At 64.0% G+C, this 26278-nt stretch carries 23 protein-coding genes; 16 read left to right on the top strand and 7 right to left on the bottom strand.

Annotated elements, in window-relative coordinates:
- Positions 1-9: 9 nt before the first annotated feature.
- The 4 genes from mnmG to GC146_RS08390 are packed head-to-tail and all read left to right on the top strand — an operon-like array spanning position 10 to position 4204.
- On the top strand, positions 10-1878 hold the full coding sequence (gene mnmG / locus GC146_RS08405) for a tRNA uridine-5-carboxymethylaminomethyl(34) synthesis enzyme MnmG (protein WP_291837019.1): 1869 nt from the start codon (positions 10-12) through the stop codon (positions 1876-1878).
- The gene (rsmG, locus tag GC146_RS08400) at positions 1875-2495 is read left to right on the top strand and encodes a 16S rRNA (guanine(527)-N(7))-methyltransferase RsmG (protein WP_291837018.1); all 621 of its coding nucleotides are present in this window, start codon (positions 1875-1877) and stop codon (positions 2493-2495) included. The genes mnmG and rsmG overlap by 4 nt, the downstream gene beginning before the upstream one ends.
- Positions 2488-3315: an AAA family ATPase gene (locus GC146_RS08395; RefSeq protein ID WP_291837017.1), complete on the top strand. Its 828-nt coding sequence runs from the start codon at positions 2488-2490 to the stop codon at positions 3313-3315. The genes rsmG and GC146_RS08395 overlap by 8 nt, the downstream gene beginning before the upstream one ends.
- The gene (locus GC146_RS08390) at positions 3308-4204 is read left to right on the top strand and encodes a ParB/RepB/Spo0J family partition protein (protein ID WP_291837016.1); all 897 of its coding nucleotides are present in this window, start codon (positions 3308-3310) and stop codon (positions 4202-4204) included. Before GC146_RS08395 ends, GC146_RS08390 begins: the two co-directional genes overlap by 8 nt.
- Here the strand turns inward: GC146_RS08390 and hemW are convergent.
- The 3 genes from hemW to rph are packed head-to-tail and all read right to left on the bottom strand — an operon-like array spanning position 4201 to position 6666.
- Positions 4201-5394, bottom strand: coding sequence for a radical SAM family heme chaperone HemW (gene hemW, locus GC146_RS08385; RefSeq protein ID WP_291837015.1), 1194 nt, complete (start codon positions 5392-5394; stop codon positions 4201-4203). The genes GC146_RS08390 and hemW overlap by 4 nt on opposite strands.
- Positions 5351-5962, bottom strand: a complete 612-nt coding sequence (gene rdgB / locus GC146_RS08380; RefSeq protein ID WP_291837014.1) for an RdgB/HAM1 family non-canonical purine NTP pyrophosphatase — start codon at positions 5960-5962, stop codon at positions 5351-5353. Before rdgB ends, hemW begins: the two co-directional genes overlap by 44 nt.
- Positions 5959-6666, bottom strand: coding sequence for a ribonuclease PH (rph, locus tag GC146_RS08375; RefSeq protein WP_291838480.1), 708 nt, complete (start codon positions 6664-6666; stop codon positions 5959-5961). Before rph ends, rdgB begins: the two co-directional genes overlap by 4 nt.
- A 143-nt stretch (positions 6667-6809) precedes the next feature.
- Here rph and hrcA point away from each other — a divergent pair, with 143 nt between their 5' ends.
- Together hrcA and GC146_RS08365 are read left to right on the top strand one after the other, a co-directional pair.
- On the top strand, positions 6810-7853 hold the full coding sequence (gene hrcA, locus GC146_RS08370; RefSeq protein WP_291837013.1) for a heat-inducible transcriptional repressor HrcA: 1044 nt from the start codon (positions 6810-6812) through the stop codon (positions 7851-7853).
- A 12-nt stretch (positions 7854-7865) separates the two neighbouring features.
- Positions 7866-8423, top strand: coding sequence for a nucleotide exchange factor GrpE (locus tag GC146_RS08365; RefSeq protein WP_291837012.1), 558 nt, complete (start codon positions 7866-7868; stop codon positions 8421-8423).
- On the opposite strand, the gene mutS is transcribed toward GC146_RS08365, so the two are convergent.
- Positions 8420-11062 (bottom strand): DNA mismatch repair protein MutS, encoded by a 2643-nt coding sequence (mutS, locus tag GC146_RS08360; RefSeq protein ID WP_291837010.1) that lies wholly within the window; start codon positions 11060-11062, stop codon positions 8420-8422. The genes GC146_RS08365 and mutS overlap by 4 nt on opposite strands.
- A 126-nt stretch (positions 11063-11188) precedes the next feature.
- Between mutS and GC146_RS08355 the strand changes: the two genes are divergently transcribed.
- The 3 genes from GC146_RS08355 to GC146_RS08345 all read left to right on the top strand — a co-directional run bounded on the left by GC146_RS08355 (position 11189) and on the right by GC146_RS08345 (position 15389).
- Positions 11189-13456 carry an NADP-dependent malic enzyme gene (locus GC146_RS08355; RefSeq protein WP_291837008.1) on the top strand — a complete coding sequence of 756 codons (2268 nt, stop codon included), beginning with the start codon at positions 11189-11191 and terminating at the stop codon, positions 13454-13456.
- Positions 13457-13776: 320 nt separating this feature from the next.
- Positions 13777-14685, top strand: a complete 909-nt coding sequence (locus GC146_RS08350; RefSeq protein ID WP_291837006.1) for a D-amino acid aminotransferase — start codon at positions 13777-13779, stop codon at positions 14683-14685.
- On the top strand, positions 14685-15389 hold the full coding sequence (locus GC146_RS08345) for an HAD family hydrolase (protein ID WP_291837004.1): 705 nt from the start codon (positions 14685-14687) through the stop codon (positions 15387-15389). The genes GC146_RS08350 and GC146_RS08345 overlap by 1 nt, the downstream gene beginning before the upstream one ends.
- Before the next feature lie 58 nt (positions 15390-15447).
- Here the strand turns inward: GC146_RS08345 and GC146_RS08340 are convergent, their stop codons facing one another.
- On the bottom strand, positions 15448-16674 hold the full coding sequence (locus tag GC146_RS08340) for an argininosuccinate synthase (protein ID WP_291837002.1): 1227 nt from the start codon (positions 16672-16674) through the stop codon (positions 15448-15450).
- Positions 16675-16748: 74 nt separating this feature from the next.
- Positions 16749-17204 carry an NUDIX hydrolase gene (locus tag GC146_RS08335; RefSeq protein ID WP_291837000.1) on the bottom strand — a complete coding sequence of 152 codons (456 nt, stop codon included), beginning with the start codon at positions 17202-17204 and terminating at the stop codon, positions 16749-16751.
- A 76-nt stretch (positions 17205-17280) separates the two neighbouring features.
- On the opposite strand from GC146_RS08335, the gene GC146_RS08330 reads away from it, so the two are divergent.
- The 7 genes from GC146_RS08330 to GC146_RS08300 all read left to right on the top strand — a co-directional run bounded on the left by GC146_RS08330 (position 17281) and on the right by GC146_RS08300 (position 25647).
- Positions 17281-18279: an Hsp33 family molecular chaperone HslO gene (locus tag GC146_RS08330; protein WP_291836998.1), complete on the top strand. Its 999-nt coding sequence runs from the start codon at positions 17281-17283 to the stop codon at positions 18277-18279.
- A gap of 7 nt (positions 18280-18286) precedes the next feature.
- Positions 18287-18859, top strand: coding sequence for a CoA pyrophosphatase (locus GC146_RS08325; protein ID WP_291838479.1), 573 nt, complete (start codon positions 18287-18289; stop codon positions 18857-18859).
- Positions 18856-20025, top strand: a complete 1170-nt coding sequence (locus GC146_RS08320) for a CCA tRNA nucleotidyltransferase (protein ID WP_291836996.1) — start codon at positions 18856-18858, stop codon at positions 20023-20025. Before GC146_RS08325 ends, GC146_RS08320 begins: the two co-directional genes overlap by 4 nt.
- A 163-nt stretch (positions 20026-20188) precedes the next feature.
- Complete coding sequence (locus GC146_RS08315; protein WP_291836993.1) at positions 20189-22042, top strand: ABC transporter ATP-binding protein; 1854 nt, start codon at positions 20189-20191, stop codon at positions 22040-22042.
- The gene (locus tag GC146_RS08310; protein ID WP_291836991.1) at positions 22039-23868 is read left to right on the top strand and encodes an ABC transporter ATP-binding protein; all 1830 of its coding nucleotides are present in this window, start codon (positions 22039-22041) and stop codon (positions 23866-23868) included. Before GC146_RS08315 ends, GC146_RS08310 begins: the two co-directional genes overlap by 4 nt.
- A 3-nt stretch (positions 23869-23871) precedes the next feature.
- A complete protein-coding gene (locus GC146_RS08305; protein WP_291836989.1) occupies positions 23872-25068 on the top strand; it encodes a class I SAM-dependent RNA methyltransferase in 1197 nt (398 codons plus the stop codon).
- A gap of 90 nt (positions 25069-25158) precedes the next feature.
- Entirely contained in the window at positions 25159-25647 is a 489-nt protein-coding gene (locus GC146_RS08300; RefSeq protein WP_291836987.1) for a L,D-transpeptidase family protein, read from the top strand.
- A gap of 4 nt (positions 25648-25651) precedes the next feature.
- Here GC146_RS08300 and GC146_RS08295 read toward each other — a convergent pair whose 3' ends face one another.
- Positions 25652-26173 (bottom strand): CAP domain-containing protein, encoded by a 522-nt coding sequence (locus GC146_RS08295; protein WP_291836985.1) that lies wholly within the window; start codon positions 26171-26173, stop codon positions 25652-25654.
- Positions 26174-26278: the final 105 nt, after the last annotated feature.

The following is a 26278-nucleotide window of genomic DNA, read 5'->3' as shown; positions in this document are numbered from 1 at the left end:
GTGTTTCACGTGAAACATGATGCCTTTGATGTGATCGTGATCGGTGGTGGCCATGCCGGCGCCGAGGCCGCGCATGCCGCGGCCCGGATGGGCGCGCGCACTGGGCTGGTCACATTGAAGCGGGCAGGAATTGGCGTGATGTCGTGCAATCCGGCGATTGGCGGCTTGGGGAAGGGACACCTTGTGCGTGAGATCGACGCGCTGGATGGTGTGATGGGGCGCGTGGCCGACTGTGCCGGCATTCAATTTCGCCTTCTTAACCGAAAGAAGGGGCCGGCGGTGCAGGGGCCGCGCGCGCAGGCGGACAGAGCGCTGTATAGTGCTGCGATGCAGGCGGAAATGGCGGCTATGCCCGGGCTGACGGTGATTGAGGGTGAGGCCGTTGATCTTGTCATGGACGGGCCGCGTGTCGTCGGCGTGATGATGGCCGAGGGCACGGTGCTGACATCAAGGGCCGTTGTTCTGACGACGGGAACATTTCTGCGCGGAGTCATTCATATCGGCGACAAGTCGCGGCCGGGGGGCAGGATGGGCGATCAGCCCTCTGTCAGGATGGCCGAGCGACTGGACAGTTTCGGGCTGCCATTGGGGCGCCTGAAAACCGGCACGCCACCGCGCCTGGCGCGCCAGAGCATTGACTGGGATGTCGTCGGTACGCAGCCGGGCGATGACGACCCGACGTTTTTCTCATTTCTGACAACCCGCTTGAGCTCGCCTCAGGTTGCTTGCGGGATCACCGAGACGAACGAGAAAACGCACGATATCATCCGGGCCAATCTGGGGCGCTCGGCGATGTACGGCGGTCATATCGAGGGCGTTGGCCCGAGATACTGCCCGTCCATCGAGGACAAAGTCGTCCGATTTGCCGAGAAAGCCTCGCACCAGATATTCCTTGAACCGGAAGGCATCGAATCGGGCGTCGTTTATCCGAACGGCATTTCGACATCCTTGCCCGAGGACGTACAGGTCGACTATGTCCATTCGATCCGCGGGCTGGAACGGGCCGAGATCCTGCAGCCGGGCTACGCCATTGAATACGACTATGTCGATCCACGAGCGCTTCGCCCCACGCTGGAGCTTGAGGCAGTGCCCGGCCTTTTCCTTGCGGGGCAGATCAATGGAACGACCGGTTATGAAGAAGCTGCGGCACAAGGCCTCGTCGCGGGTATTAATGCAGCCAGAATGGCCAAGCATGACGAGGATGTGCGGTTCAGTCGCACGACATCCTATATTGGGGTGATGATCGACGACCTGATTTCGCGAGGGGTGACAGAGCCTTACCGCATGTTCACATCACGGGCAGAGTTCCGGCTGTCGCTACGTGCGGACAACGCCGACCAGCGGTTGACAGAGTTTGGGCGCGCCGTTGGTTGTGTTTCAGAGATGCGTTGGCTGGCCTTCGAAAGCAAACGTGATGCCTTGGCGGATCTGTCCGCACGTCTTGGCGGCGTGACGCTTTCAGCGCGCGAGATTGCTGGCACCGGCGCCAATCTATCGCCCGATGGCGCCGCGCGGACGGCGCTCGAGGCGCTGGCCCTGGCCGATTTCGATTTCGATCAGCTTGGTCAGCTTACCCCGGAATTCGCGGCGGACCCCGCGGCCCTGAAGAAACAGGTCAAACGTGATGCGCTTTATGCCTATTACATCGCCCGTCAGGACAAGGATATCGCAGCGCTGCGCCGGGATGAACAAACCGTTCTGCCGGCCGAGCTGGATATCGACGCGATCGATGGGTTGTCGCATGAGCTGAAGCAGAAACTTGCGCGCCTGCGGCCGCGGACCGTGGCAGAGGCAAGTGCGATAGAAGGCATGACGCCTGCCGCACTGATGCTGATCGTCGCCAATATCCGCCGGCTGGACCGGGCACGGGCGGGATGACCCTGCCGTCCCAAGTCGGTGGCATTGATGTTTCACGTGAAACACTTGACCGGCTGTATGCCTATGAGGCGCTAATCCGCAAATGGACGCGCCAGATCAACTTGGTTTCGCCCGCCACCCTGCAGGACCTGTGGCAGCGGCATATCGTGGATTCCGCACAGCTTTTCGCCCTACGTCCGAATGAGGGCGCGCGCTGGGCTGATATTGGAAGCGGTGCGGGGCTGCCAGGCATCGTTCTGGCCATCCTTGCGAAAGAGCATGCGCAAGATGTCCATGTCACGCTGGTCGAAAGTGACCAGAGAAAATCGGTCTTCCTGCGTACCGCAATACGTGAGCTTGCACTTGACGCAACCGTGTTTGCCGAACGGATCGAGGCGGTGGCGCCTATGAACGCAGATCTGTTGACCGCCCGCGCCCTCAGCCCGCTGACCCAACTTCTTGTGCATGCGGAACGGCACCTTTCCCCCCGCGGTGTGGCGCTTTTCCCCAAGGGTCGGGCAGCCGCCCAGGAAATTGCGGCGGCCGAGGCAAACTGGCGGTTCCGGTTGGAAGAATACCCGAGTATGACAGAAGCAGATTCCCGCATTCTGCGCCTGACAGGGTTGACCCGTGGCTGACCTTCTTCGCACCAAGTCCCCAAGGATCATCGCCATCGCCAACCAGAAAGGCGGTGTCGGCAAGACAACCACGGCGATCAATCTTGGCGCCGCCTTGGCGGAGAGCGGCCGCCGCGTGCTGCTGGTGGATATTGACCCACAGGGCAATGCCTCGACCGGGCTTGGCATCGGCCGGAACGACCGCGCCCTGACCACCTATGACCTGATCCTCGGAGATTCTGCGCTGGACGAGGTGATTCGCGATACCTCCGTGACAAACCTGAAGATCGTGCCGGCCACGACCGATCTCAGTTCCGCCGATATCGAACTGATCGCCAACGAAAAACGCAGCTACCTGTTGCATGACGCTCTGCGCCAACCCGCGATGGAAGTTTTCGATTTCGACTATATCCTGATCGACTGCCCGCCATCCCTCAACATCCTCACAGTCAACGCCATGGTCGCGGCGCACTCCGTTCTGGTCCCGCTTCAAAGCGAGTTCTATGCGCTTGAAGGGCTTTCCCAGTTGATGCTGACGCTGCGCGAGGTGCGCCAGAACGCAAACCCCGATCTGCGGATCGAGGGGATCGCGCTAACGATGTATGACGGGCGCAACAACCTGTCCCAGCAGGTTGAGGATGATGCGCGAACCAATCTGGGCGACCTCGTGTTCAAGACGGTGATCCCGCGAAACGTTCGGCTTAGCGAGGCGCCATCCTTCTCTGTTTCTGTTCTGGACTATGACAGCGCATCAAAAGGCAGCGCTGCCTACCGTGATCTGGCCGCCGAACTGATCGCGCGCGAATCGACCAACCGGAAGGAAGGTGTTGCCCATGGCTGAAAAACCCGTTCGTAATCGTGGCCTTGGGCGCGGCCTGTCCGCCTTGATGGCAGACGTCAACCCTACGCAAAGGGATGGAGAAGGTGCGCGCACCGTACGCCCCGACATCCAGGTGCCCATAGACCGCATTCAGCCCAATCCGGATCAGCCTAGGCGCAGTTTTGATCCGACCGCGCTCGAAGATCTGTCGGCAAGCATTCGCGAAAAAGGCATCATCCAGCCGCTGATCGTCCGCCCCAATCCTGATCAGCCCGGCACATATCAGCTTGTCGCTGGGGAACGGCGGTGGCGCGCGGCGCAGAATGCCAAGCTGCACAGCGTTCCGGTTCTCGTTCGGGACCTGACAGATTCCGAAATGCTGGAAATTGCGATCATCGAGAACGTCCAGCGGGCTGATCTGAACGCCATTGATGAGGCTGCCGGATACAGACAGCTGATGGACCGCTTCGGCCACACGCAAGACGCACTGTCGCAGGCTCTTGGTAAAAGCCGCAGCCACATCGCGAACCTTCTCCGTCTTCTGACCCTCCCGCCAAGCGTTCAGGCCTATGTTACCGCTGGCAAACTTGATGCCGGCCATGCGCGAACGCTCGTGGGGCGCGAAGATGCCGAGACGCTGGCCCGCAAGATCATCGCCGGCGGCCTTTCGGTTCGCGCCGCCGAGGCGCTGACGCGCAAGACACCGTCCGATGGGTCAGTCAAGGCACGCAGCCGCCCGGGCCCGACGCGCGATGCTGATACGGTAGCGATCGAACAAGAGCTCTCGGCGCAATTGAAGATGCCGGTGCGCATCGATCATCCCAGCGGGCAGGAATCCGGAAAACTGATGATTTCTTACAGTAATCTCAGCCAGTTGGATGACTTGCTGCGGTTGCTTGCCGGCGGCTAATCCGTCAGAAGGCGCCTCAGGATCGCCTCCAGCACCGGCCGCCCCGTAACTGTCACTGCCAGCCGGCCCTCCGTCTGCGATAGCCAACCTTCCGCTTCCAATTCGGAAATTGGCCTGTTCAGTCGCGCGCCACCCAACCGCGTGAGGCGGTCCAGCGAAACGCCCTCTCGCAGCCGCAGCCCCATCAACAGGAATTCAGACAGTTGGTCGTCGCGTGACAGCGTCTCGCGGGGCACTTCGCCGCTGCCCTGGGTTTCGACCGCCTCCAACCACGCGCCGGGCGCGCGCAATGCCTCGGTCGCTGCACGTCCCGCGCTGCTTGTCAGCCGCCCGTGCGCCCCGGGCCCGATCCCGGCATAGTCGCCGCAGCGCCAATAAATCAGGTTATGCTGGCTTTCGGCCCCCTGCCGCGCGTGGTTCGAAACCTCGTAGCTTCTCAGGCCCGCAGCATCGCAGATTTCCTGCGTAACTTCCCACATATCAATCGCCGCATCTTCGTCTGGCAGGTTCGGCAGCTTGCCCGCGGCGTGGCGCCGCCCGAACACCGTCTCAGGCTCGATCGTAAGCTGGTAAAGCGAAAGGTGATCCACCGCCATTTCTAACGCCTGCTGCAACTCCCGTCGCCAATCTGCAGCGCTTTGGCCCTGACGCGCATAGATCAGGTCGAAACTCACACGATCAAATATTTCCCTTGCAATATCAAATGCTTGAACGGCCTCTTCGGCGCTATGCATACGGCCCAGCGCTCTCAGGTCCATGTCGTTCAACGCCTGCACGCCCATCGACAACCGATTCACGCCGGCCGCCTGAAATGCACGAAATTTGCCCGCCTCGACCGATGTCGGATTGGCCTCCAGCGTGATCTCGATGTCATTGGCCATCGGCCATCTCAGCCGAACCCTGTCCAGGATCGCCGCCACCGTTTCAGGGGCCATCAGGCTTGGCGTGCCGCCCCCGAAAAAGATCGATCGCAGCAATCGGGGCCCGGTTTCAGCGGCAATCCGGTCAATTTCCGCCTCATAGGCCCTTAGCCACCGCGCTTGATCAATGTTGGCGGCCACATGGGAGTTGAAATCGCAATAGGGGCACTTTGCCTGACAGAATGGCCAATGCAGGTAGAGGCCAAAGCCCCCCTCGGGCAGGTTCTCACCCAAAGCAGCCCTCGACCAGCTTGGAAAACGCCCGGGCACGATGGCTGATCCGGTTCTTATCCCACCTGTCCATCTCGCCGAATGTCACATCAAAGCCATCAGGCTGGAAAATCGGATCGTATCCATGCCCTTGCGTCCCTCGCATCGGCCAGACGATCCGCCCCGGTGCGATCCCTTCAAAGACCTCGTCATGCCCGTCGGGCCAGGCCAGCACCAAAGCGCAACAAAACCGCGCCAGACGCGGCTCTTTTGCCTTTTTAGTCTCTAGTTCTTCCCAGACCCGGCGCATCGCCATCTCGAAATCGCGCCCATTCGGCCCTTCGGCCCAATCGGCCGTATAAACGCCCGGCGCGTCGTTCAGGGCCGCTACTGCGATACCGCTGTCGTCGGCCAGCGCGGGCAGGCCGGTCGCACGCGCCGCCGCATGGGCCTTGATCCGCGCATTACCAACAAATGTCGTCTCGGTCTCGTCCGGCTCCGGCAGTCCATGATCGGCGTTCGAGGATACGCGCACGTCGAATGGCGCCAGCAGCGCCGCGATCTCTTCCAGCTTGCCATGGTTATGCGTCGCGACGACAAGATCGCCACCGGAAAACCGCCGCGTCATCCGATCGCCGCCAGTTGGGCCGCGCGCAGTTCGGCAACGCCCTTTTCGGCGAGGCTCAGAAGCGTGTCCATCTCGTCCCGGCTGAAGGTGGCCCCTTCTGCCGACATCTGCACCTCGACCAGTCGTGCCCCTGCCATCACGAAATTGCCGTCGACATCCGCCTCGGAATCTTCCGGATAATCCAGATCCAGTACTGGTTGGCCAGCGTAAAGCCCGCAACTGACCGCGCCCACCGGTGCGGTCAGCGGATCACTGGTGATCAGGCCGGCCTTCTGCAACTTCAAGACTGCCAGTTTCAGCGCCACCCAACCACCCGTGATCGATGCGCAACGCGTGCCGCCATCGGCCTGGATCACGTCACAGTCGACAACGATCTGCCGTTCGCCCAGCGCCACACGGTCCACGCCCGCGCGCAGCGATCTCCCGATCAGACGCTGAATCTCCTGCGTTCGGCCGGATTGGCCTTCTTTTGCCTCACGACGCATCCGGGTATTTGTTGCGCGAGGCAGCATCCCGTATTCCGCCGTCACCCAGCCCTGGCCCGAGTTCTTCAGGAACGGCGGCACTCGTTCGTCCACCGTCGCGGTGCACAGCACATGGGTGTGGCCGCAGCGAATCAGGCAAGATCCCTCGGCATGACGCGACACGCCCGTCTCGATTGAAATCTCGCGCATCTGATCCAAATTCCGTCCCGAAGGCCGCATGTCTTCACTCCTGTGGCTGATGCGGGCCACATACGCCGCCCCCGGCCATAATCCAACCCTGATTGACGCGGCCGGCGTCCGGGTCTTAAGTCGGGGGCCCATGAGGAATGGTCAAGGCAATGCCAAAACCGTCGTCGACACTGATGGAAGAAATGAACGCGCGGTCGCGCGAGGTGTTTCGCCGCGTCGTTGAAGGCTACCTCGAAACCGGTGCGCCGGTCGGTTCGCGCACCTTGACGCGGTCGATGTCCGAACAGCTTAGCGCCGCGACGATCCGCAATGTCATGCAAGATCTGGAATACATGGGCCTGCTCGGTAGTCCGCATGTCAGTGCCGGGCGCATTCCCACACAGACCGGCCTGCGGCTTTTCGTCGATGGCCTGCTCGAAGTCAGTGATCTTTCGGGTGAAGACCGCGACAAGATCGACCGCACCATGGGCGAACCCGCTGGCGATGTGGCAAGCCTGCTCGACAAGGTCGGCTCGGCGCTATCCGGCGTCACGCATGGTGCGTCGCTTGTGCTGACACCCAAACACGAGGCGCCCGTCAAGCATATCGAGTTCGTCTCGCTCGCGCCTGACCGGGCGCTGGTGGTTCTCGTTTTCGCCGATGGCCACGTCGAAAACCGGGTTTTCACGCCGCCGCCGGGGCAAACGCCTTCGTCCATGCGCGAGGCCGCCAATTTCGTCAACTCGCTGGCCGAAGGACGCAGCCTGTCCGATCTGGCATCCGTTATGGCGCGCGAAGTGCAAGCGCGCCGGCAGGAAATTGACGGCCTCGCGCGCGAGATGGTCGAAAGCGGTATTGCCATCTGGGCCGACAAAGGCCAGCCGACCGAACGGCTGATCGTACGCGGCCGCGGCAATCTTCTGACCGATCAGGACGGGGCTGCCGATCTTGACCGCATTCGCACCCTTTTCGACGACCTCGAGCGCAAGCGTGACATCGCCCAGTTCCTGGAACTGGCTGAAGCGGGCGAGGGTGTGCGCATTTTTATCGGCTCCGAGAACAAGCTTTTTTCGCTTTCGGGTTCCAGTCTCGTCGTTTCTCCTTATATGAACGCCGACCGCAAGATCATTGGCGCGGTGGGCGTCATCGGACCGACACGGCTGAATTATGGCCGCATTGTTCCGATCGTCGACTATACCGCGCAACTGGTCGGCAAACTGATCTCCGACAGGAGCTGAAGGAAGACACGAATGGCGCAAAACAACAACGAACCGCAGACCCTTGACGAAATGGCCGCCGAGGCGCCGCCGAACGACGAAGAACTTGCCGCGGCAAATGAGGCAGAGGTCGCCGCCCTGCGCGCCGAGCGCGATGATTTTCGTGACAGGTTCATGCGTGCACTGGCCGACGCAGAGAACACCCGCAAACGCGCCGAGCGTGATCGGCGCGAGGCCGAGAACTACGGCGGATCCAAGCTCGCGCGCGATCTGCTGCCGGTTTACGACGCCCTCTCTCGCGCGCTGCAAAGCGTGACCGAAGATCAGAAGGCGGTAGCCGGCCCGCTGCTGGAAGGCGTGGAACTGACCATGCGAGAGCTTCTGAACGTGTTCCGCAAGCACGGAATCGAACAGATCGCGCCGCAGGTCGGTGACCGGTTCGACCCGCAAGCGCACCAGGCCATGTTCGAAGCGCCGGTGCCCGGCACCCGCGCCGGCGATATCATCCAGGTGATGACCGAAGGCTTCCTGCTGCACGATCGCCTGCTGCGGCCCGCACAGGTCGGCGTGTCCTCGACACCTGCAAGCTAGTCCTTCACCAGCGCTCTCAGCTCGTAAACAAGGTCCAGTGCCTCGCGCGGACTTAGCGTATCAGGCAACACCTGACGCAGCCGCGCCTCCACCTCGGATGGCGCGGTTGCCGCCTCGGGCACGGCCGTTGCCGCCGCGCGCGAGAACAGCGGCAAATCGTCAATCAGCTTCTGCTTGGCGCTGCCCCCCTCGCGCTCGCCCCGTTCTAGCATGTCCAGAACGGTTCGCGCCCGCGCCACTACCGGGGCAGGCAACCCGGCCAGGCGGGCCACATGGACACCGTAACTGCGGTCGGCCGTTCCCTGTTTGACGGCGTGCAGGAACACCACGTCGCCCTGCCATTCGCGCACTGCCATCGTGGCGTTCTCTACCCCGTCCAGCCGGGCCGAAAGCGCGGTCAGTTCATGATAATGCGTGGCAAATATCGCGCGACAGCGGTTCACGTCATGCAGGTATTCCAGCGTGGCCCATGCAATCGACAGCCCGTCATAGGTCGAGGTGCCGCGCCCGATCTCGTCCAGGATCACCAGCGCCCGGTCGTCGGCCTGGTTCAGGATCGCCGCCGTCTCGACCATCTCTACCATGAAGGTCGAACGCCCCCGGCTCAGGTCGTCAGAGGCGCCGACGCGGCTGAACACCTGACTGACCACGCCTACATGGGCGCTTTCTGCCGGGACGAAGCTGCCGATCTGGGCCAAAATCGCGATCAGCGCGTTCTGCCGCAGAAACGTGGATTTGCCCGCCATGTTCGGGCCGGTCAGCAGCCAGATCGGCGCGTCACTCAGGCTGCAATCATTGGCGACGAAACTGCCGCCAGACCGGCGCAGCGCCTCGGCGACAACCGGATGGCGTCCGCCAGTGACGGCAAAGGCGCGGCTGTCATCGATCATGGGCCGGCCCCAGCCGTCGGCCCGTGCAAGGTCGGCCAGTCCTTGCGCCACGTCGATGGCAGCAATGGCGCGGGCCAGCGTGAACAGTTCCGTCGTGCGCTCCAGCACGGTGCGCCGCAGATCGGCGAAGATCTCCGTCTCGATGGCAATCGCGCGTCCACCTGCATTCAGGATACGGCTTTCGGTTTCGTTCAGCGCGGGCGTGGTGAACCGCACCTGGTTCGCGGTGGTCTGCCGATGCTTGAACATCTCGTTCAGCGGGGCCGACAGCATCTTTTCGGCATGCACCGCCGTCGTCTCGATGTGATAGCCCAACACGTTGTTATGCTTGATCTTCAATGACGCGATGCCAGTCATCTCGGCGTATTCCGCCTGCATCGCCGCGATGACGGAACGTCCGTCGTCGCGCAGTTTTCGCGCCTCGTCGAGGTCGGTATTAACGCCGCCGGCAACGGAGCCGCCATCGCGCGCCATCAGCGGCGGATCTGCCACCAGCATCCGGTCCAGCGTCTCGCCAAGATCGTCCAGACCGGACAGGTCTCTTGCCGCCGCTGCCAGCAGGGCGGGCACATCGGCGGCGCCCAGCGCCTCGCGGACTGGAATGATCGCGGCCAGCGTGTCGCGCAGCGCGGCCAGGTCTCGTGGGCCGCCCCGGTCAAGCGAAAGGCGCGCGATCGCCCGGTCGATGTCATGCACGCCGCGCAGCGCGTCGCGCAGCCGCATGCCCAGCGTCCCATCCTCCACCAGAAAGGCGGTTGCCGCCTGCCGATCCAGGATGGCGGCGGGGCTGGTCAGTGGCGCGGCGACATGCCGTTCCAGCAGGCGCGCGCCTGCTGCCGTTACCGTGCGGTCGATCGTTGCCAGCAGCGACCCGGCACGCCCGCCGCCCGTTCCCTGCGTCAGTTCCAGCGACTTGCGCGTCGCGGCGTCGATCTGCATGACACTGGCGGCCAGTTCACGGACCGGCGGCTGCAACGCGGGCAGCTTGCCGCGCTGCGTCAACTCCAGGTAATCGACAAGCGCAGCCAGCGCCCCCACCTCGGCCCGGTCGAAACGCCCGAACCCGTCCAGTGTCGCTACGCCATACGCCTCCAGAACTCGCCGCTCGCCCCCGGTGCTGTCGAACGCATGCACGGGCCGCGCCGTGAGGGCCGCGCCCGTGTCATCCACGATCGGCCGCAATTGCGCCTCGTCCGGCTCTGCCACCAGAACTTCGCGTGGGGCCAGCCGGGCCAGCTCTGGCCCAAGGCGGACAAGTGGACAGGGCGTTACCCCCATCGCGCCGGTCGAGATGTCGACCCAGGCCAGCGCGCTGTCCTCGCGCACCGTTGCATAGGCCGCCAGAAAATTGTGCCGCCGGGCCTCCAGCAGCCCTTCCTCGGTCAAGGTGCCCGGCGTGACCAGCCGGACGATGTCGCGCCTGACCACCGCCTTCGCGCCGCGCTTGCGTGCCTCTGCGGGGTCTTCCATCTGCTCGCAGACGGCCACGCGGAACCCGGCTTTGATCAGTGTCTGCAAATAGCTTTCGGCGGCGTGAACCGGGACGCCGCACATGGGGATATCCTGCCCAAGATGCTGGCCGCGCTTGGTCAGCGCGATATCCAGCGCCGCGCTGGCCGCGACCGCGTCGTCAAAGAACATCTCGTAGAAATCGCCCATCCGGTAGAACAGCAGCGCATCGTGACAGCTGTCCTTCAACTCCAGATAATGCGCCATCATCGGCGTCACTGTGCCCGCGTTCCCGCTCATCCCTCTCCCCGGATTGGTATGGCGGACCCTAGCCGCGCCGCCCGGCGGGGCAAAGCGCAAAACGTCCACGTTGCGGCGGCGCATCGCAAAAGGCTATGTCGAGAGGGAAGTCTGGGAGGACATCCAATGGCCAAGGCCCCGATCACCCGCGCCGACGCGCTGACATTCCACATGCACCCCGCGCCGGGCAAGTGGGAGGTGGCGGCGACAGTGCCGATGACCACCCAGCGCGACCTCAGCCTTGCCTATTCCCCCGGCGTCGCCATTCCCTGCGAGGAAATCGCGCAAAGCCCTGAAACCGCTTACGATTACACCAACAAGGGCAACCTTGTCGCTGTCATCTCGAACGGCACGGCGGTTCTCGGACTGGGAAACCTCGGCGCGCTTGCTTCCAAGCCGGTGATGGAGGGCAAGGCCGTGCTCTTCAAACGCTTCGCAGATGTCAATTCGATCGACCTCGAACTTGATACCGAAGACCCTGACGCGTTCTGTGCAGCGGTGCGCCTGCTGGGTCCCAGCTTTGGAGGCATCAACCTCGAAGATATCAAGGCGCCGGAATGCTTCATCATCGAACAGCGCCTCAAGGAAGAGATGGACATCCCCGTCTTCCATGACGACCAGCACGGCACTGCGGTGATCTGCGCTGCCGGCCTGATCAACGCGCTGCACCTGACCGGCAAGAAGATCGAGGATGTGCGCATTGTGCTGAACGGCGCTGGTGCCGCCGGCATTGCATGTCTGGAATTGCTCAAGCGGATGGGCGCGCGTCACGACAACTGCATCATGTGTGACACCAAGGGCGTCATATACCAGGGCCGCACCGAGGGCATGAACCAGTGGAAATCGGCCCATGCGGCCAACACCACGTTGCGCACGCTGTCCGACGCGATGGCGGGGGCCGATGTTTTTCTTGGCGTCAGTGCCAAAGGCGCCGTCACACCCGAAATGGTCACCAGCATGGCGCCCGATCCGGTCATCTTCGCCATGGCCAACCCCGATCCCGAGATTACCCCCGAAGAGGCCCGCGCGGTGCGGTCCGATGCCATCGTGGCCACGGGGCGCAGCGACTATCCCAACCAGGTCAACAACGTGCTGGGCTTTCCCTACCTCTTTCGCGGTGCGCTCGATATCCACGCACGGGCGATCAATGACGAGATGAAGATCGCCTGCGCCCAGGCTCTGGCAGCGCTGGCGCGCGAGGAGGTGCCGGACGAAGTGGCGATGGCCTACGGCACCAAGTTGAGCTTTGGCAGAGACTATATCATTCCAACGCCCTTCGATCCGCGCCTGATATTCCGGGTGCCGCCCGCGGTCGCGCAGGCGGGCATGGAGACAGGTGTCGCCCGGCGCCCGATCGTCGACATGGAGGCCTATGAACTGTCACTGAAATCGCGGATGGACCCGACGGCGGCGGTGCTGCGCGGCCTGCATGCCCGCGCGCGCAAGGCGCAGGCGCGCATCGTCTTTGCCGAAGGCAACGATCCGCGCGTGCTGCGCGCCGCGGTGCTTTACCAACGGTCGGGCCTTGGCAAGGCGCTGGTCGTGGGCCGCCCCGTCGACGTGGCCGAACGTCTGACCGCCGAGGGTCTGGCCGACGCGGTTTCCGAGGTCGAGGTCGTCAATGCGGCCAACACCCCCGACCTCGATCTGCTGAAGGATTTCCTTTACGCGCGCCTGCAGCGCAAGGGTTTTGACAAGGCTGACATCCACCGCCTAGCGGCGCGCGACCGTCACGTCTTCGCCGCTCTGCTGCTGCAGCATGGCCATTGCGACGGGATGGTCACCGGCGTCACCCGCAAGGCCGCCAACGTGCTGGAACAGATCAACTACGTGTTTGATGCGCAGGCCCAAAATGGCGCCGTGGGCGTGACGGCGGTGCTGAACAAGGGCCGGATCGTGCTGATTGGCGATACGCTGGTGCACGAATGGCCCGAGGAAGAGGATCTGGCCGATATCGCCGAACGGGGGGCCGAGGTTGCGCGTCACCTTGGGCTGACGCCGCGGGTGGCGTTCCTGTCCTTCTCCACCTTCGGCTACCCGGTCTCGGAACGGGCCACCAAGATGCACCAGGCGCCACGGGTGCTGGACGCACGCGGGGTGGATTTCGAATACGAGGGCGAGATGACCGCCGATGTCGCGCTGAACCTCAAGGCGATGGAGCTTTACCCGTTCTCGCGCCTGACCGGCCCGGCCAACGTGCTGGTCGTGCCGGCGCGCCATTCCGCCTCGATCTCGGTCAAGCTGCTACAAGAGATGGCCGGCGCAACGGTGATCGGGCCGATCCTGACTGGTGTGGAAAAGCCCATCCAGATCTGTTCGCGCGGCGCGTCGGTGAACGACATCCTGAACATGGCAATCATGGCGGCCAGCCAGGTTCAGGGCGTCGGGCGCTAGACCTAGATCAGGTCCGGCAAGGCCGAAAACCGATGGTGTTGAACTGCGGCCGCCCCGGCGCCGGCCCTCTGCGCGAATGCTGCGGGTCCACCCGTGCGGGCCGCCTCGTGATGCGGACCGAAGACAGCGCTGGCCAAAATGGCCAAGGCGACGATGGCGAGTTTCAGAGCATGAAACTGGATACGCATGGCAACCTCCGTGAAGGCATCCTCGGCCGTTGATTTGTCCCGCGCAACGCGCAATCGCGTCAGGTCACGCGCTCTTTATCTCTTGGAACATTTCCGGTGCCGCCCTAGCGTGCCCGGCAAGGAGACCCCAAAATGACCGATCACGTCACCACACACCAGGCCGAAGAGGACGCCCGGAACGAGCAGATCCTGATCTATGTCGATGGGCGCATCGTGCCCAAGGCAGAGGCGCGCGTCAGCGTCTATGACAGCGGGTTCATGCTGGGCGACGGGGTGTGGGAGGGGTTGCGCCTTTACAACGGCCGCTGGGCCTTTCTCGACGAGCACATGGACCGTTTGTTCGAGGCGGCCAAGGCCATTGACCTTGATATCGGGATGGATCGGCAGGGCGTCATTTCCGCCTTGATAGACACGCAAAACGCCAATGGCATGACGACAGACGCCCATGCCCGGCTGATGGTCACCCGCGGCGTCAAGGTACACCCGTTCCAGCACCCCTCGCTCAGCCGTTCCGGACCGACGATCGTCATCATCATCGAACACTCGCAGCCCGCAATTCCCCGGCCCGTGCGCCTGGCCACCGTGCCGCACCTGCGCGGCCTGCCGATGACGCAGGACCCGAAACTTAACAGCCATTCCAAGCTGAACTGCATCCTCGCCTGCATCGCCGCTGAAAAGGCCGGCGCGGACGAGGCGCTGATGCTTGATGTGCATGGTTTCGTGAACACCACCAATGCGTGCAACTTCTTCATCGTGCGCAAGGGCCAGGTTTGGACCAGTACCGGCGATTACTGCATGAACGGCATCACCCGGCAGAAGGTGATTGACCTCTGCCGGGCCAATGACATCCCGGTTTTCGAGCGGAACTTCAGCCTGGTCGATACCTACGGTGCGGACGAGGCGTTCTTGACCGGCACCTTCGGCGCGCAAACGCCGGTTGGCAGCATTGACGGCCGACAGATCGGCACCGGGCAACTGGGCCCGATCACGACGCGCTTGCGCGCGCTCTACAAGGACCTGATCGCACGGGAGTGTGCCTGATGCGCATTGCGATGTGGTCGGGGCCGCGAAACCTGTCGACCACGATGATGTACGCCTTTGGCGCCCGCCCAGATTTCGCGGTCATGGACGAGCCATTCTACGCTGCCTTTCTTGCCGCATCCGGGGCCGACCACCCGATGCGAGAGGCCATCCTCGCCACCCAGGAAAACGACCCTGACAAGGTCGCACAGGCCTGTCTTGGCCCGATCCCGGGAGGCAAGCCGCACCTCTACATGAAACACATGGCGCACCATATGGTCGCCGGTTTGCCGCTCGACTGGGCGAAGGACTGCGTGAATATCCATCTCATTCGTCACCCCGCCCGCGTGATCACCAGCTACGGCGCGAAGCGTGATGCAATGACGCTGGAGGATATAGGGTTTGCCCAGCAGGCGCGCATTTTCGATATGCTTGGCGGGCTTGTCATCGACAGCGCCGATATCCGGGCTGATCCGGAAACCATGTTGCGCCGCCTGTGCGTTGAAATCGACCTGCCGTGGGATTCGGCGATGCTGCACTGGCCCGCCGGTGGCCGCCCCGAGGATGGTGTCTGGGCGTCGCACTGGTATGGCGCCGTCCACCGCAGCACCGGGTTCGCCGGCCCGGAGGGGCCGCTACCCGAACTTGCGGGTGACGAAGCGGCCCTCGCCGATGCGGCGATACCGTTCTACAGCGCGCTGCACCAGCGCCGCCTGACGCCCTGATCTTCTTCTGGCTTGAAATACTCCGGGGGAGCGCCGCAGGCGCGGGGGCAGCGCCCCCTTAGCCCTTTAGCCGCCGGGCGCGCGTCGCGATCAGTTTCAGCCGCAGCGCGTTGAGCTTGATGAAGCCCTGCGCGTCCTTCTGGTCGTAGGCGCCGGCATCTTCCTCGAAGGTCACATGCGCCTCGGAATAAAGCGACCGGTCCGACCAGCGGGCCACCGTCCGGGCCGACCCCTTGTAAAGCTTTACCCGCACGGTGCCCGTCACATGTTCTTGCGTCTTGTCGATCAGCGCCTGCAACGCTTCGCGCTCGGGGCTGAACCAGAAGCCATTGTAGATCAGCTCGGCATAGCGCGGCATGATCGAATCCTTCAGGTGCCCCGACCCGCTGTCGAGCGTGATCTGCTCGATCCCGCGATGCGCCTCCAGCAGGATCGTGCCGCCGGGGGTTTCATAGATCCCGCGCGATTTCATGCCGACGAACCGGTTTTCCACCAGGTCCAGCCGGCCCACCCCATGCTTGCCGCCCAGCTCGTTCAGGCGCGTCAGGATCGCGGCGGGCGACAGCGTTTCGCCGTTGATAGAGACTGCATCGCCCCGCTCGAACCCGATCTCGACCATTTCGGGCGTATCGGGCGCTTTCTCGGGGTCGACGGTGCGCTGGTAAACGTATTCCGGCGCTTCCTGCCCCGGATCTTCCAGAACCTTGCCCTCGGACGAGGTGTGCAGCAGGTTCGCATCCACGCTGAACGGCGCTTCGCCACGCTTGTCCTTGGCGATGGGAATCTGGTTCGCCTCGGCAAAGGCCAGAAGGCGCGTGCGGCTGGTCAGGTCCCACAGCCGCCACGGCGCGATCACCTTGATGTCGGGGTTCAGCGCATAGGCCGACAGCTCGAAACGGACCTGGTCATTGCCCTTGCCGGTGGCACCATGCGCCACGGCATCGGCGCCGCATTCGGCGGCAATCTCGACCAAGCGTTTGGAAATCAGCGGCCGCGCGATGGAGGTCCCGAGCAGGTACAGACCCTCGTACAGCGCGTTGGCGCGGAACATCGGGAAGACGAAGTCGCGCACGAATTCCTCGCGTACGTCCTCGATGTGGATGTTCTCGGGCTTGATCCCCAGAAGGATCGCCTTTTGCCGCGCGGGCTCCAACTCTTCGCCCTGGCCCAGGTCGGCGGTAAAGGTCACCACCTCGCACCCGTATTCGGTCTGCAGCCATTTCAGGATGATCGAGGTGTCGAGACCACCAGAATAGGCAAGGACAACTTTCTTGGGCGCGGACATGGCGGCCTCCGTCAGGACAGTCGGTCGCAGCCGATAGCGGTTTTCCGGGGGCGGGGCAAGTTGGCGCAGGGGTGTCAGGCGCCAGAGCCGCCTCGCCGCAGCCAGTTGTCCAGAAACGCCACCTCGCCACTGTTGGCCAATTCTTCCAGCGCCATCGCGGTGGGCATCCACAGCGCGAGATGGCCGGGTTCGGTCGGCGCGCCCAGTGAGCGCACGGGAAGGGCGACGTAGATGTGGCAGATCTTCTCGGCCCAGAGATCGTATTCCGGCATGTAGGTGTAGCGGCGATAGGCCCCCAGCCGCTGTGCCCTACCGATGCGCCAGCCGGTTTCCTCGTACACCTCGCGGTGCAATGCCTGCAGCGGCGATTCGCCCGGATCGATGCCGCCGCCGGGCAATTGCACCTCGGGCCGCGGCTCTGCCTGGAAGGTTAGCAGAAGCTGCCCCTGACGCGGCAGGATCGCATAAACGCCCGGCCTGCGGATATAGCGCCGGTCGGTCTGGACCGGTTCGCCGAAACGTCTGGTCATGTCGTGCCTCTTGGTCCGCGCCTTGCCCCGCCTATATGGACCGGATATGCCAAATCCCACATCGCAAGGAAAGCTCATGACCCTTGGCGCCCGTATAGCCTGGGACGACACCGTCCTGCCGTTCCAGCTTGACCGTTCGGACATTCGCGGCCGCGTCGCCCGCCTTGACGGCGTGCTGGACCGCGTGCTGACCCAGCACGCCTATCCCGCGCCGATCGAGTCGCTCGTGGCGGAAATGGCGCTGCTGACCGCGCTGATCGGCCAGACGATCAAGCTGCGCTGGAAGCTTTCGTTGCAGGTCCGGGGCGACGGCCCCGCGCGGCTGATCGCGACCGATTACTACGGGCCAACGGAAGAGGGCACACCGGCGCGCATCCGGGCCTGGGCCAGTTTCGACGCAGAGCGGCTTGATCCGGCCGCCGATCCGTTCGGCCAGATCGGCAAGGGCTATTTCGCGATCCTGATCGACCAGGGCGAGGGCACGGTGCCTTACCAGGGCATCACGCCCATCGCCGGTGGTTCGCTTTCGGCCTGTGCAGAGACGTATTTCTCGCAATCCGAACAGCTACCGACGCGATTCCAGCTGACCTCTGGCCGCTCGCGCGTGCCGGGGCAGGGAGAGCATTGGCGCGCCGGCGGCGTGATGTTGCAGCACATGCCGAAGGCGTCACCCTTTGCCACCGGCGGCGGCTCGGGTGAAGGCGGTCTTCTGGCCGCGGCCGATATCCTTGATGGCGAGGACGGAGACAACTGGAACCGCGCGAACATCCTGCTTGATACCGTCGAGGCGCTGGAATTGATCGGCCCGTCTGTGCAGCCGACAGACCTGCTGGTCCGGCTGTTTCACGAGGAAGGTCCGCGCGTCTTCGATCCGCAGCCGGTGGTCTTCGGCTGTTCCTGTTCCGAGGAAAAAGTGCGGCAGACGCTGTCGATCTACTCGGCCAAGGACATCGGTCACATGACCACGCCCGAAGGGATCGTGACGGCAGATTGCCAGTTCTGCGGCGCGCATTACGAATTTGCGCCCGAGACGCTGGGTTTCGAGGCCACTACGGACGGTGACAGTGACGCGTGACTTGCGCATGGCATTGTCTGTCGCGCTCGGGCGGCCGGGCGACGCCTCGTCGGATTTCGACCTGAATCCCGATATCGCCCTGCCCGAAGGCCGAGTTCTGCGGCCCGCCGCGGTTCTGGTGCCAGTGACCGTCACGGGAAAAGTGATCCTGACCAAACGATCGGCCCGGCTGAAGCATCATCCGGGCCAGATCGCCTTTCCGGGCGGTCAGCAGGATCCGACCGATGCCGACGCTACCGCTGCTGCCTTGCGCGAGGCGGAGGAAGAGATCGGCCTACCTCCCGCGCTGGTGGAGGTCATGGGAAACCTTCCGGGGCATGAAACGGTCACCGGCTTTGCCGTGACGCCCGTTGTCGGACTGGTGCGTGAGGACTTTGTCGTACGGGCCGAGGCGGGCGAGGTCGACGAGGTGTTCGAGGTGCCGCTGACCCATCTGACTGATCCTGCGCGGTTCAGCGTGCAGGCGCGGACATGGCAGGGCCGGCGCCGCTATTACTTCACCGTGCCTTGGGGCCCGTATTACATCTGGGGTGCGACGGCGCGCATGCTGCGCGCGTTGGCCGAAAGGATGCAGGGATGACCCGGATCGACGCCCCCTGGCTGACCAGCGACGGCGCTCGCGCGGTGATGGCAGCGCTTTCGGGCGGTGGGCAACAGGCATGGTTTGTCGGCGGATGTGTGCGTAACGCACTGCTGGGCGTGCCCGTTTCGGATATCGATATTGCGACCGATGCGCGGCCCGACCGCGTCAGCGCGTTGGCCGAGGCGGCAGGCCTGCGCGTGGTGCCCACGGGCATCGACCACGGCACTGTCACGGTGATCGCGGGGCATCAGCCGTATGAAGTCACGACCTTTCGGCGCGACATAGAGACAGATGGCCGGCGGGCGGTTGTAGCCTTTGCAGACTCTATTTCCGAAGATGCGCACCGGCGCGATTTCACGATGAACGCGCTATATGCCGCGCCGGACGGCACGCTGTCTGACCCGATCGGCGGCCTGCCTGACCTGCGCGCGGGGCATGTCCGTTTCATCGACCATCCCGAGGACCGCATCCGCGAAGACTACCTTCGCATCCTGCGCTTCTTCCGCTTTCACGCGTGGTACGGCGACCCCGCGGGCGGGCTTGATCCCGACGGTCTGGCGGCCTGTGCGGCCCTTCATGACGGGTTGGCCAAGGTCTCGGCCGAACGCTGCGGGCAGGAAATGATGAAGTTGCTCGCGGCACCCGACCCGGCGCCGGCCGTGGCGGCAATGACGGCGGCGGGCGTCTTGACCGCGCTGGTTCCGGGGGCAGGCGCGGGCCTGCTGACGGTTCTGATCCATGTCGAAGGCGTGGCGGGTCTATCGCCCGACCCGATTCGTCGCCTCGCCGCACTGGGCGGGCAAGAGCCGGAGCGCGCCCTGCGCCTCAGCCGGGCCGAGGCGGCGCGCCTGCAACAATTGCGCACCTCGATGCAGGATGAGACGGGGCCGGGGGAACTGGGCTATCGCTTGGGCGCCACCATGGCGCAAGACGTTCTAGTCTTGCGCGCAGCGCTTGGCGGGCGTGAGGCGGATCGGGACGACTTGCAAATGGCCGTTGACGGGGCGTTGCAGGTCTTTCCGTTGCGCGCCGCCGACCTGATGCCGGGCCTGTCCGGCCCCGAACTGGGCGTGGCGCTGCGCGAGGCCGAGGCGCGGTGGATCGCCTCGGGCTTTGCCCTCGGCCGGGACGAGCTTGTTTCACTGGCGGCAAATCGCGGATGACAACTGGCCGGGATTGGGCTAAATCCGGTCTGCCTGTCATGGAGGTCTGCAATATGAAGCTCGGGATGACTGCGCCGCGATACTAGGCGAACCGGTCCCGTTGCGGGCGGTTTCCCTGGAAACCGCCAATCCATATTGCCAATTGCCCCTTTCGGAGCACCCCATGTTCAAGTTTTTCGAAACGCTCGTTGATCCCTACGGCCCCTATGTCGAGAACGACGCGCCACCGCGGCGGCTGCTGCCGTTCCTGCGCGAATTCGCGCAGCCGTTTCACAAGGTGTTCTGGGTCACCGGGATCATGTCGGTCATCGTGGCGGCGGTGGAGATCTGGCTGATCTCCTACATGGGCCGCGTCGTCGACATCCTCAGCCACCAGACGCCTGCACAGGTGCAGGGCGGTTACCTGTGGGAACTGGTCGGCGTGGCGATCTTCATCCTTGTCCTGCGGCCGGTCCTGCAAGCGGTGCAGGTTGCGCTTTTGAACAATACCATCGTGCCCAACTTCGGCACCATCCTGCGGTGGCGGGCTCACCGGCACGTCTTGCGCCAGTCCGTCGGCTGGTTCGAGAACGACTTTGCCGGGCGCATCGCCAACCGCATCATGCAGGCACCACCCGCCGCGGGTGAGGTGGTGTTCCAGCTGTTCGACGCGATCACCTTCGCGCTGGCCTACATCGTCGGTGCCGCAGTGTTGCTGGCCGATGCCGATCTACGCCTTCTGGTGCCGATGGCCCTCTGGATCGTGCCCTACGCGTTTCTGATGCGCTGGACCGTGTTGAGGATCGGCCCAGCGTCCGAGGCGGCATCGAATGCGCGCAGCGCCGTGACGGGTCGTGTCGTCGATAGTTACACCAACATTCACGCGGTCAAGATGTTCGCCCATCATGACCGCGAGGTCGCCTATGGCAAGGAAGTGATCGAGAATGCCCGCGTCACCTTCTTCAAGGAGATGCGACTGTTCACGCTGATGGATACGGCACTGGTCTTTCTCAACGGCGTGCTGATCGTCGGTGTCGTCGGCTGGGCGATCTGGCTGTGGTTCGATGATCTGGCCACTGTCGGCGTTGTTGCGACGGCCACCGCGCTGACGCTGCGGCTGAACGCCATGTCAGGCTGGATCATGTGGGCGGTGTCGAACTTCTTCCGCAACCTCGGCGTTGTGGCCGAGGGGATGCAGACCATCGCGCAGCCCATCACCCTGCTGGACGCGCCGGGTGCGCCTGACCTGCAGCGGGGCCCCGGCGCCATCGAGATGCGGGGGCTGACACATCATTACGGCAAGTCCGGCGGCGGGCTACAGGCGATCGACCTGACCATTGCGCCTGGCGAAAAGGTGGGACTTGTGGGCCGTTCTGGCGCCGGAAAATCGACACTGGTAAAGCTTATTCTGCGGTTTTACGATGCCGAGGGTGGTCAGATCCTGATCGACGGTCAGGACATTGCCACGGTGACGCAGGACAGCCTGCGCCGGTCGATCGGCATGGTCCAGCAGGACAGCGCGCTGCTGCATCGTTCGGTTCGCGACAACATCCTTTATGGCCGCCCCGAGGCGACCGAGGACGAGATGATCGCCGCCGCCAGGAAGGCCGAAGCGCATGATTTCATCCTCGGGCTCGAGGACAATCACGGCAACCGCGGCTATGATGCGCAGGTGGGCGAGCGTGGCGTGAAGCTGTCCGGCGGACAGCGGCAACGGATTTCACTGGCGCGGGTCATCCTCAAGGACGCGCCGATCCTGCTCCTCGACGAGGCGACAAGCGCGCTGGACAGCGAGGTCGAGGCGGCGATCCAGACAACGCTTTACGGCATGATGGAGGGCAAGACAGTGATCGCTATCGCCCACCGCCTGTCGACCATCGCCCGGATGGACCGGATCGTGGTGATGGATCAGGGCCGCATCGTCGAAGACGGGCCGCATGACGTGCTTCTGGCGAAAGGCGGCCTATATGCCCGGTTCTGGGAGCGGCAATCCGGCGGCTTCCTGCACGAAGACGATGCCGTGGAGGCTGCGGAATGAAGATCGACAACCTGATCGACCCGCTATCGCCAGCCGAAGGCGCACCGCCGCGCAGCTTCTTTCCGTTCCTGCGCTGGTCGCTACGCGGCAGCTTTGGGGTGACGCTGGCAGGTGGGCTGGTCTCGACGCTGGCCGGCGTGTCGGAGGTGTTGGCCGCGTTGATTCTCGGCCGGGTGATCGACGCCGCGCTGGGCGCCCCGCCGGATCAGTTCTTTTCCGCCAACATGGCGCTGTTGCTGGCGGTGGTCGGATTCTTCATCCTCTTTCGTCCGGCCATTCTGGGCCTGTCGGGACTGATGCAATCGGTCATCATCGCGCCAAGCGTGTTCAACCTCGTGCTGTCGCGGCTGCACCGCTACACGCTGGGTCAGGCGGTGACGTTCTTCGACAACGACTTTGCCGGGCGTATCGCGCAGAAGCAGATGCAGGCTGCGCGCGCGATCACTGATCTGTCGGTCGATATGATCCAGACGGTGTTCTTCGCGCTTGCCTCGCTTGTCGCCTCGGTAGGGCTGTTGGCCACGATCGACGGCTGGTCGGCATTGGTTCTGGCGTTCTGGGTTCTGGCCTACATGACCCTTATCAGGGTCTACATGCCGACGATCCGCGCAACCTCGAAAGACCGTGCGGCGAGCCGCGCGGTGGTGACTGGCCAGGTCGTGGACACGATCACCAACATCAAGACGGTCAAGCTGTTTGCCCATGCCGAGCATGAGGACAAGGCAGCGATCCGTGCGATGTCCCGCTTCCGCGACGATTCACTTTCGTTTGGCTGGGCCTCGGCCGGGTTCCGGTTCTGGCTGATGGCGTTGGCGGGCATCCTGCCGGTCCTGCTGGTGGGCGCGACGTTGTGGTTCTGGTCCCGCGGGCAGGCGACCGCCGGCGACATCGCCGCCAGCGGCCAGATCTCGTTGCGGCTGGCGCAAATGACCGGCTGGGTCAGCTTCACGCTGATGACGATGTATTCCAACGTGGGCGAGGTCGAGGATGCCATCCACACCCTCACCCCGCCCTACCAGCTGGCCGACCGTCCCGGCGCAGTGGATATCCGCCCCGCGCGCGAGATCCGCTACGATCACGTCACCTTCACCTATGGCCGTGAAAGCGGCGGTATCCGCGACGTCGACCTGACCATTCACGCGGGCGAGAAGGTTGGCCTTGTCGGCGCATCGGGTGCGGGGAAATCCACGCTCGTGGCGCTGCTTCTCAGGCTCTATGATGCCGAAGAAGGCGCGGTTCTGGTTGGTGGGCAGGACGTGCGCGAAGTGACGCAGGAAAGCCTGCGACGCCAGATCGGCATGGTCACGCAGGAAACGGCCATGTTCAATCGTTCGGCCATGGACAATATCCGCTACGGCCGACCTGATGCGACAGACGAAGAGGTGTTCGAGGCCGCACGCAAGGCCGAGGCACATGAATTCATCCTTGAACTGCGCGATCACAAGGGGCGCAATGGCTATGCCGCGCATCTTGGCGAGCGTGGCGTGAAGCTGTCGGGTGGCCAGCGCCAACGCATCGCGCTGGCTCGTGCCATGCTGAAGGACGCGCCGATCCTGATCCTCGACGAAGCGACCAGCGCGCTGGACAGCGAGGTTGAGGCATCGATCCAGGCTGCGCTGGAAGTGGCGATGGAAGGCAAGACGGTGCTGGCCATCGCGCACCGGCTGTCGACGATTTCCAGCATGGACCGGATCATCGTGCTTGATCAGGGCCGCATCGTTGAACAGGGCAACCATTCCGACCTGCTTTCGCGCGGCGGGCTGTATGCGCGTTATTGGGGTCTGCAGTCGGGCGGGTTCATGAACATCCCGGCGGTTGCCGAGTAACCGATGCGGATCACGGGACTGACACATCTGGGCCTTGGCCGGGCGGAGGATGGCCAACTGGTCCCACGCGTCCTGCCGGGCGAAGAGGTGGAGATTGGGCCAGATGGCGCCGCGCGCATCCTGCAGCCGTCGCCAACCCGGGTCGCGCCGCCTTGCCGCCATTACAAATCTTGCGGTGGCTGCGCGATGCAACATGCCACCGATGCCTTCGTGGCCGACTGGAAGGTGGGGATCGTGACGCGCGCGTTGCATGCCCATGGGCTGGATGCGCCGATCGAAGCGATCGATACTTCGCCGCCGCGGTCCCGTCGACGGGCAAAACTGGCGGGCCGGCGCACGAAAAAGGGTGTGATCGTAGGGTTTCACGGCCGGGCGTCGGACCAGGTGGTGGCGGTGCCCGATTGCCTGCTGCTGACCCCCGCTCTGATGTCCGGGCTGCCCGCGCTGGAGGAGATCACCGCGCTGGTCGCCTCGCGCAAGGGCGAGGTGGCGCTGACCGTCACCGAAAGCTTGGGCGGGCTGGACGTGATGATCGGCATTGACCGCGAGCTTACACCGCAATTGCGGCAGGCCCTTCCCGCTCTTGCCGAAAAGCACCGCCTTGCCCGGCTTATCTGGAATGACGAGCCGCTGGCGATGCGCGCACCGCCCGCGCATCGCCTTGGCGTGGCGCAGGTCGTTCCGCCGCCGGGCGCCTTCCTGCAGGCCACGGCCGAGGGCGAGGCGGCGCTGCGCGACGCGGTGCTGCGGATCACCGATGGCGCGGCGCGGGTGGCCGACCTTTTTGCCGGGTGCGGCACCTTCGCCCTGCCGCTGGCTGGCCGGTCAGAGGTGCACGCGGTCGAATCGCAGGCCGATATGCTGGCTGCGCTCGACAGGGGGTGGCGCGAAACGCCGGGATTGAAGCGGGTGACGACCGAGACGCGCGACCTGTTCCGACGCCCGTTGGAACCCGACGAGTTGGACAGGTTCGATTCCGTGGTCCTTGATCCGCCCCGCGCCGGGGCCGAGGCGCAGGTGGACCGGATTGCTGCAAGCCGGGTCGCCCGTGTTGCGATGGTTTCCTGCAACCCGGTCACGTTCGGACGCGACGCCGCGCGGCTGGTCGCGGCAGGGTTCCGTCTTGACTGGATCCGGGTGGTCGACCAGTTCCGATGGTCAGCACATGTCGAAGTGGTGGCGGATTTCATCCGCCCGTGACAGCGGGAAGCGACATCTTCTGGCGCGATAGGGCCCGATCGGCTAAAGTGCGTCAAAAGCGGCGACAGGCCGGAGCGGGCAGGACGGAACGTGACACGGGTTTTACTGGCAATCGTGCTGGCGCTTGGGCTGGCAGGCTGTTCAAGACAGCCTACGGGCCCCTATACCGGGCCTGCTGTCACCAGCATCGTGGTGCACAAAGCTGCGCGAAAGCTGTACCTGCTGAATGGCAACGACGTTCTGCGCAGCTATCCCATCGCGCTGGGTTTCGCGCCTGAAGGCCCCAAACGGGTGGAACTAGACGGACGCACGCCCGAGGGCGCCTACCGGATCTGGACGCATAACCCCAACAGTGCCTATCACCTGTCGCTGGGAATCTCTTATCCGAATTCCGCCGACGTGGCCCGCGCCCGCGCGCTGGGCAAACCACCGGGCGGCGACATCTTTATCCACGGCACCCCGGACGGCAAACTGGGCACGGGCGACTGGACCTATGGTTGCATCGCCGTCACCAACAGCCAGATTGAGGAAATCTACAGCATGGTGCGTGACGGAACGCCGATCTTTATCGATCCCTAGGCGCTCAGGCGCCGCCCGTCCCCGTCACCAGCGTCCACCAGATCTTGCCGCTGGCCTCCTGGAACCAGGCAAAGCCAAGCTGCGTCGCGCGCGGGTCAAGGATGACATCACGGGTGTCGGCCTGCTCCATCCACGCGGCAAGCGTTTCGGTTTCGGTCTCATAGGTCTCGGATATATCCTCGCCCAGGAACTTGCCCGTATAGCCCACGCGCTTGGCCCGATCGAGCGGCGACGATCCGTCCGACCCAAAGTGCCACGGTCGGTTCTGTACCGACATGTCGCGCGAGTGGGTCGCAGCAGCAGCGTTCAGCTCGGCGCTGAAGCTCATCGGTTGCAAACCGCGGGCCTGCCGCAAGGCGTTGATGCCATCCAGCACGCGGTAGGAGATCGCGCCATCTTGCGCGGGATCGATGCGGTAGAGCTTTGGCAGTGGCTTGCCGTCGGTGCCCATCGGCGGCGCAGGGGGCGCGCCGCAGGCCGCCAGCGGCAAGAGGGCCAGCCCCGCAATAACCACTCGTCTGTCCATGAAATCACCTGCCTCAGCTTTTGGTCGTTTCTAGCCGGTCGTTCCTGCCAATTCAAACCTGTCGCGCGGCCCGTCTGGGCGGCACATCGCCGAGAAGGACAAGGT

The organism is Limimaricola sp. (genome assembly GCF_016125575.1).
Taxonomy (GTDB): domain Bacteria; phylum Pseudomonadota; class Alphaproteobacteria; order Rhodobacterales; family Rhodobacteraceae; genus WGLM01.
The sequence above is the reverse complement of the archived record's forward strand: the minus strand, read 5'-3'. Positions and strand labels throughout refer to the sequence as shown.